This is a genomic window from Vibrio sp. 10N.222.52.C3 (assembly GCF_041474195.1).
Lineage (GTDB): Bacteria > Pseudomonadota > Gammaproteobacteria > Enterobacterales > Vibrionaceae > Vibrio > Vibrio crassostreae_C.
The window spans coordinates 1-8,146 of sequence record NZ_JBFRTQ010000138.1 but is presented as its reverse complement, the minus strand read 5'-3'; the positions used below and the strand labels follow the sequence as shown (position 1 = coordinate 8,146).

6 protein-coding genes are annotated in these 8,146 nt (G+C 43.4%); 3 read left to right on the top strand and 3 right to left on the bottom strand.

Annotated elements, in window-relative coordinates; translation table 11 throughout:
• Positions 1 to 386: 386 nt before the first annotated feature.
• The 3 genes from clpB to rluD all read right to left on the bottom strand — a co-directional run bounded on the left by clpB (position 387) and on the right by rluD (position 4,831).
• Entirely contained in the window at positions 387 to 2,960 is a 2,574-nt protein-coding gene (gene clpB / locus AB4517_RS19280; RefSeq protein WP_017062851.1) for an ATP-dependent chaperone ClpB, read from the bottom strand.
• 153 nt (positions 2,961 to 3,113) lie between these two features.
• A complete protein-coding gene (gene pgeF / locus AB4517_RS19275; protein ID WP_017059365.1) occupies positions 3,114 to 3,854 on the bottom strand; it encodes a peptidoglycan editing factor PgeF in 741 nt (246 codons plus the stop codon).
• A 2-nt stretch (positions 3,855 to 3,856) separates the two neighbouring features.
• On the bottom strand, positions 3,857 to 4,831 hold the full coding sequence (gene rluD, locus AB4517_RS19270) for a 23S rRNA pseudouridine(1911/1915/1917) synthase RluD (protein ID WP_017059364.1): 975 nt from the start codon (positions 4,829 to 4,831) through the stop codon (positions 3,857 to 3,859).
• Positions 4,832 to 4,968: 137 nt separating this feature from the next.
• On the opposite strand from rluD, the gene AB4517_RS19265 reads away from it, so the two are divergent.
• From AB4517_RS19265 to hpf, 3 genes are all read left to right on the top strand, one after another.
• Positions 4,969 to 5,697, top strand: coding sequence for an outer membrane protein assembly factor BamD (locus AB4517_RS19265; protein WP_017059363.1), 729 nt, complete (start codon positions 4,969 to 4,971; stop codon positions 5,695 to 5,697).
• A 140-nt stretch (positions 5,698 to 5,837) separates the two neighbouring features.
• A complete protein-coding gene (locus AB4517_RS19260) occupies positions 5,838 to 7,262 on the top strand; it encodes a lytic transglycosylase F (protein WP_347230392.1) in 1,425 nt (474 codons plus the stop codon).
• A 424-nt stretch (positions 7,263 to 7,686) separates the two neighbouring features.
• Complete coding sequence (gene hpf / locus AB4517_RS19255; protein WP_004735034.1) at positions 7,687 to 8,022, top strand: ribosome hibernation-promoting factor, HPF/YfiA family; 336 nt, start codon at positions 7,687 to 7,689, stop codon at positions 8,020 to 8,022.
• Positions 8,023 to 8,146: the final 124 nt, after the last annotated feature.

Here is an 8,146-nt window from a genome sequence, read left to right as displayed (position 1 = left end):
AACGTTTTGATATTCATCAACGAGTGCCCACACAGATTGATAGGTTTAAATTGTTAAAGAGCTTTACTTGTTGAGCCTTCCTTTTAGTAAGGAGCCTCTCGAAGTGGACGGCCATTCTAGCGGATTAGATTCCAGTGTCAAACACTTTTTCCAGCTAATTTTTCAAAGCATCTTAAATGCTTATCACCGTCTTGTTACTCAGTTCAAACCACTTGGTTATCCTTGGCAACGGAGGCGCATTATAGAGAGAATAATCCTTTGTACAAGGCTAAAAACGAAAAAAAGCCGCCACCGGCGACCGTTCGAACACTATTCACACAAAGCGTTTAAAATAGGTACGATTAAGCCCTAATTTCGGCCAATCGTACCTACCGTTCTTACTTCAACTATTGGTGAGCAATAATGCGGTCGTTGTTTACTAATAGCTGCACTTTCTTATCTGGATTAATTTTTCCTGCCAGTATCGCTTTCGCTAACGGGTTCTCGACACTTTGTTGAATCGCTCTTTTCAAAGGTCGTGCACCATATACTGGATCAAAACCAACTTGAGAAATTAACTTGAGTGCTTTATCCGAAACTTCAAGCTCATAACCATTGTCTTCCATTCTCTTCTTAAGGTGCTCAAGCTGAATAGCGGCTATCGACTGAATGTGCTCTTGACCCAATGGATGGAACACCACGCTTTCATCAACTCGGTTCAAAAACTCAGGACGGAAATGTTTACCTACCACTTCCATCACTTCATTCTTTATTCCTTGGTAGTCGAGCGTATTGAAGTTCTCTTGAATTCTCGAAGAGCCAAGGTTGGATGTCATGATCACTACCGTGTTTCTAAAATCGACTGTACGACCTTGTCCATCAGTTAAGCGTCCATCATCAAGCACCTGCAATAAGATATTGAAAACATCAGGATGCGCTTTCTCTACTTCATCTAGCAAAATCACTGAATAAGGCTTGCGACGCACTGCTTCTGTTAAGTAACCACCTTCTTCATATCCAACGTAACCCGGAGGAGCACCAACCAAACGAGCAACAGAGTGTTTCTCCATAAACTCAGACATGTCGATACGCACCATTGCATCGTCACTATCAAACATGAAGTTCGCGAGTGTTTTACACAACTCCGTTTTACCAACGCCAGTTGGACCAAGGAATAAGAAAGATCCAATCGGCTTGTTTGGATCAGATAAACCTGCACGGCTACGACGAATCGCATTCGATACCACTTCGACTGCTTCCGCTTGGCCAATAACTCGCTTATGTAGAACACCTTCCATGTTAAGAAGCTTCTCTTTCTCGGCTTCTAGCATTTTAGAAACAGGTATGCCTGTTTGCTTCGATAGCACGTCTGCAATTTCTGCATCAGTGACCTTATTACGCAGCAGCGTCATTTCTTGCATTTCAGCTTGAGTCGCAAGATCTAACTGCTTCTCTAATTCTGGGATTCGACCGTATTGCAATTCAGACATTCGGTTAAGATCACCAGCACGTCTCGCAAAATCCATATCCATACGAGCTTGTTCTAGCTCTGACTTGATGTGTTGCGTGCCAGAAAGCGCGGCTTTCTCTGCATTCCACACTTCTTCAAGCTCTGCGAAATCTCGTTCTTTGTCAGAAAGCTCTTCTTGTAATGTTCGAAGGCGTTTTTCACTGGCTTCATCATTTTCATTGGTAAGAGCTTGCTGCTCGATCTTCAATTGAATGATTTTACGCTCGAGCTTATCTAGCGACTCAGGTTTTGAGTCGATCTGCATACGGATACTCGAAGCCGCTTCATCAATCAGATCAATCGCTTTATCCGGCAGTTGACGATCAGAAACGTATCGATGAGATAGTGTTGCTGCAGCCACGATTGCTGGGTCGGTAATTTCTACATGATGATGAAGTTCATAGCGCTCTTTCAAACCACGAAGAATCGCCACCGTGTCTTCAACCGTTGGTTCATCGACAAGCACTTTTTGGAAGCGGCGCTCTAACGCTGGATCTTTCTCTATGTATTGACGGTATTCATCAAGAGTCGTTGCGCCAACACAGTGGAGTTCACCACGAGCCAACGCTGGTTTTAGCATGTTACCGGCATCCATAGAGCCTTCACCTTTACCAGCGCCGACCATAGTATGAATTTCATCGATGAAGAGAATGATATTGCCCTCTTCTTTAGACAATTCATTGAGGACTGACTTCAAACGCTCTTCAAACTCACCACGATATTTAGCGCCAGCTACCAAAGCACCCATGTCTAATGAAAGTACGCGTCGGCCTCTTAAACCTTCTGGCACTTCATTGTTAATAATGCGCTGAGCCAAACCTTCAACGATAGCTGTCTTACCAACACCAGGTTCACCGATAATGACTGGGTTGTTCTTAGTACGACGCTGAAGTACTTGGATAGTACGGCGGATTTCGTCATCTCGGCCAATTACCGGATCCAGCTTGCCTTGCTCCGCTCTTTCAGTCAGATCGATGGTGAACTTCTCTAGCGCTTGGCGTCGGTCTTCGGCATTTGGGTCATCAACTTTTTGACCGCCACGAACCTGCTCGATAGCTTGAGATAATTTTTGCTCAGTAAGACCTAGCTCTTTAAGCAGGTTACCTAAAGGGCCTTTATCTTCAATTGCGGCAAGTAGGAAGACTTCCGAAGAAATGTATGTGTCTTGACGCTTTTGTGCGACCTTGTCACATAGGTTGAACAAAGTACCCATTGCATTCGACAGTTGAACATCACCACCGATACCACTTACTTTCGGTACACGGTCTAATATTTCGCTTAGCTTTGAACGCAATTGAACCACATCAATATTCAGCATGGTGAGCAATGGACGAATTGCACTACCATCTTGATTAAGCAAAGACACCATTAGGTGCACAGGCTCTATATATTGGTGATCACGACCTAATGCGAGCGACTGAGCATCAGATATCGCAATTTGGAATTTACTAGTGAATCGATCGAGACGCATGCCAACCTTCCTACTCTTAGATATGTTTATCTTATGGTTAGAATATGGTTAGAATATGGATACGGTAACGCGGATTTTCAAGGGATAAGAATGAAGAATAGAGCTGTTATAAAAATATAAATGAGCTGGATGACTGGTTGCACTAGTTAAAGGTTACTCTAACCAAATAAAAGTAGCTTGGCGTCCAGTAATACCATCACGACGATAAGAATAGAACGCATCGGCATCAGCGAAGGTACATAGATTAGAGTCTGTCACAGAAGTTACACCAACTTTGTTCAGTCGTTGCGTTGCAAGCTGAGACATATTCGCTAGCCATTTGCCTGGTTCAGCTTTGGCTTCAAATGCGAGCTTAGCTTGAGAGTCAAAACTAACGAAAGCTTCCAACACATCATCGCCTACTTCAAAAGCTTGTTTGCCTATTGCAGGACCAAGCCAAGCAATGATCTTATTCTCTGAACCTAAGTTTGAAAACTTTGCGACGGCATTTTCAAGAATTCCACCAGCAAGACCACGCCAACCAGCATGAACAGCTGCAACTTGAGTGCCTTTGGTATCAGTAAGGATTACAGGTAAGCAATCGGCTGTCATAGCAGAACAAACAACACCTTTAGCTGTGGTAAACGTACCGTCAGCATCAAGAATATCTGCCGTAGGGTGTAAAACCGTAACGACATCTGTTGAGTGAGTTTGATGTAGCCATACCGGAGCGGCAGGCATATTAGCGTGTTGCTTGAGCCAGGCTCTGTTGTTTTCAACAAGCGAAGTATCATCCCCAACATGCGTACCTAGGTTTAATCCTTGATACGCACCAGTAGAAAAACCATCAAAACGTGTCGAAGCAAATGCTTTCACGTTTTTTGGTGCATTCCAGTTAGGGATGATCATCGACATGATTAAATGTCGTCTTCCAAGTTTTCGCGAGCATCAACACGTAACGCTTCAGCCATCACAACCATGTCATTTGGCACAGGAGCGTGGAACTCAACTTCTTCACCTGTAATTGGGTGAACAAATTTAAGCATAACAGCGTGTAGCGCTTGGCGATCAAAAGAACGAATCATGGTCGTTAGTTCTTCAGATGCACCTTTTGGAATACGAGCACGGCCACCGTATGCAACGTCACCTAGCAGCGGGTGCTGAAGGTATGACATGTGAACACGGATTTGGTGAGTACGACCCGTTTCTAGGCGTAGACGAATACGAGTATGCTCGCGGAAGTGCTCAGCAACACGGTAGTGAGTTACCGCTGGTTTCCCTAATTCATTTACGTCCATTAGAGTACGCTTAGTTGCGTGACGGCTAATGCCTTTTTCTACCACACCACCAGCGGTCATTTTGCCAATTGCAATTGCTTCATACTCACGAGTAATACGACGCTTAGCAAGCGCACGCACAAGACGAGTTTGAGCTGGAACCGTTTTAGCCACAACCATAAGGCCTGTTGTGTCTTTATCAAGACGGTGCACAATACCTGCACGAGGCACTTCTGCAATCTGTGGGTAATGGAAAAGCAATGCGTTTAGTATGGTTCCATCCGGTGTGCCTGCGCCTGGGTGTACAACCAGATCGCGAGGCTTATTGATAACCAATAAGTCATCATCTTCGTAGACAATGTTTAGAGGAATATCTTGTGCTTCCCAGCGCTCTTCATCTGCAAGTTCAGCTTGCAAGATGATCTCTTCACCGCCCAAAACCTTAACACGCGGCTTTGTAATAACTTCGCCATCCACTTGGATTTTGCCGTCAAGAAGCCACTCTTTAATGCGAGAGCGAGAAAAATCGGTAAATAGTTCAGCGACAGCTTGGTCTAAACGTTGACCTAACTGGCTGCTTTTTACTGTGTCTGTTAATGTGATCTGCTGAGCCATATCGAACTTTTTTAAAAACCGTGAGACTAATACCCATTAGTATGGATAAAATAGAATAATTGCATCATTGTATCTGTTACTGGTTAGAAAGTAACGGAAGCTTACGAAATATTTAATTCAAGGAATCGACGCCTGACATGAAACACCTTACTTTATCGGGTCTATTAGCCGTATCACTCTTGGTTGGTTGTTCAAGTAGTGAAGAGATAGTGCCAGATGTACCACCATCGGTTCTCTACTCTGACGCTCAAGAATCACTGCAGAGCGGTAGCTGGCTTTCAGCAATAGAAAAGCTAGAAGCCCTAGACTCACGTTACCCATTCGGCGCCTATTCTGAGCAAGTACAGCTCGATCTGATTTACGCTTACTACAAAAATGATGACTTGGCACTTGGCCTCGCTACCATTTCACGTTTCCTACGTTTGAACCCAACGCATGAGAAACAAGACTGGGTTCTTTACATGCGCGGCTTAACGCACATGGCGCAAGACCGAAACTTCATGCACGATATTTTTAATATCGACCGTAGTGACCGAGATCCTGAACCAGTGAAACTTGCGTTTGCTGACTTCAAGCGACTACTCGAACGTTTCCCTAGTAGCCCTTATGCTGAAGATGCACAAAAACGCATGTTCGCACTTAAGAACCGCCTAGCAGAGTATGACTTAGCAACCGCTGATTTCTACCTACGCCGCGAAGCTTGGATTGCTGCGATCAACAGAACGCAAGAGCTGCAAAAAACTTACCCAGACACCATTGCTGCGCGTAAGTCTTTAGATATCCAGCTAAAAGCTTATCAACAACTCGGCCTAGATGACGCTGTGTTAAGAACAGAAAAGTTGATTGAGTTAAACCCACTACCTTAATCAAACCTCTTACATCTCAATCCTAAAAGCGCGCTAATTTACTAGCGCGCTTTTTTTCATCTACATATCGCAAACTTGATGGATCGCATAATACACGGTATCTTCAAAAGATAACTTTTAACAAAACATCAACATGGAGTGTGGATGTGAGTAGGTTGTTATTATTTATCTGGATATCGCTATTTAGCCACTTATCCTACGCATTAGAACTGTCTCCATTAAGCAATAAGCCTTACATGGGTGACTTGGATGAGCTCAAAACCAAAGGAACGGTTAGAGTGCTAGTGTCTGCCGATCTTGGTTTCTATTACATCGAGGATGGCAAGCCAAAAGGCATCGTGGCAGAAATGCTCTACCACTTTGAGAAAAGCCTTCGTAAGAAACATCCCTACCTCAATGTTCAAGTCATCCCCGTGCAACGAGATGATCTACTTCCCTCTTTAGAGTCTGGCTATGGTGATGTCGCTGTCGCTAACCTAACGATCACCGATAAACGATTACGAACCATCGATTTTTCGGATCCGATGATTAAAGATGGTAAAGAACTCATTATCACAGGGAAAAAGGCCGAACCTATCACCGAAATCAAGCAATTGAGTGGCAAAGAGGTGTGGATACGAGCAAGCTCGAGTTACTTCGAGAGTGTACAAAGAGTCAATAAGGAGCTTAACGAGCTAGGTTTACCACCACTGCATGTCCACTTTATCGAGGAGTCATTACAAGACTACGAGCTGATAGAACTGGTTAACCAAGGTTATATACAAGGCACAATTCTGGATAACCATAAAGCCAAGCTCTGGATCGATGTAATGGAAAACATTCAAGTCCATAACGACTTACCTTTACGAGAAAATGGTCGTATTGCTTGGGCTTTAAGAAAAGACAGCCCTCAACTGAAGAAAGAGATAAACAAATACGTCAAGACCGCACGAACAGGCACCCTGCTTGGGAATGTCATCTACCAGAAATACATCGACAATACTCGCTGGTTAGGCCGAGCACTCAACCCCAATAAAGTAGACCGAGTGGCTAAACTCTCAGATGTCTTTGAAAAGTATTCGAGCAAGTATGAATTTGATCCTTTGATGATGTCAGCTCAAGGTTTCCAAGAATCAGGACTGGATCAGAGCCGGATTTCTCATCGCGGGGCTATTGGTGTGATGCAGGTATTACCGAGTACCGCCAAAGATAAAAACGTCAACATCAAGAACATCCATAAGGTGGATAACAACATCCATGCGGGTGTGAAGTATATGCGCTTTATCAAAGACCGGTATTTTGACGACCCGGCAATATCACCCGACAATCAAATCTACTTTACCTTGGCTTCTTACAACGCTGGTCCTGCTAAGATCAGAAAGATGAGGAGCATTGCCAAGCAGAAAGGTTACAACCCAAACATCTGGTTTAAAAACGTAGAAATCATCACTCGCAAATACGTGAGTAAAGAACCCGTAACCTATGTTGCCAACATCAATCGTTACTTCGTAATCTATAAACAATTACAAGCTATCAATGCTATCCGAGAGGACGGCACAGCGAGATTACTGAACACTAACGACTAGGATCGCCTCCATCCCAGAGCTGGGGAGCCAAAGGTATTAGGTAAAGCTAAAAAACACAAAAGCCGCATAAGAATACTTATGCGGCTTTTGTTTATCTAATTCTGAAGAAGCTTATGTAGCGACCTATATTACAAGACCTATATCACAAAACACTATTGAGTAAATTTCAATCAAGCACTTTCCATAGGCTGTAGGACGCCCCTAAAAACTGATTTAATTTTTAGCGAAGCCTTGCCTCCAAGTTATCGTTTTTCATAATGATAACAAGCATTTTTCGCCAAAAAGATACTAAGACTTGCGTAAGATCACATTTGATTTTAATGCTTATCCCACCCAACCAAAACAAGATCTAGATCACATTCTTTATTCCTAAAAGTCGTAATCTGAAGTTAACCCATGAGGGATACAACAGAGGAAAACTTCTATGAAAATGAACATCACTGGTAAAAACATCGACATTACCTCTGCAATCCGTGATCACATAGAAAGCAAATTTAAAAAGCTAGATAAATGGCAAGTAGACATCATTGGCTGCCAAGCGAGCTTTAGCGAAGAACCAAACAAGAAGAAGAAATTTGAAGCGGTACTAACCGTACCAAAAGGCCAACTTGTTGCTTCATCAATCCATGACGACCTCTACGTAGCGATCAACGAAGTAGAACAAAAACTAGAGCGTCAACTCAACAAGCTACGCCATAAACCAGAAGCGCGCCGCGCTGAAAAGCCTGAAATCGAAGAGCTAGAAGCTGAAGTAGAATAAGGAAAGAGAACAGATTAAAAAATAGCGCCTCAGGGCGCTATTTTTTTGCTTGACGCTCGTAGCTCGCTTGCTTATTGTGTTTAAACATTCATAAAACAATCACTTTTTATGCACACTCAATCTT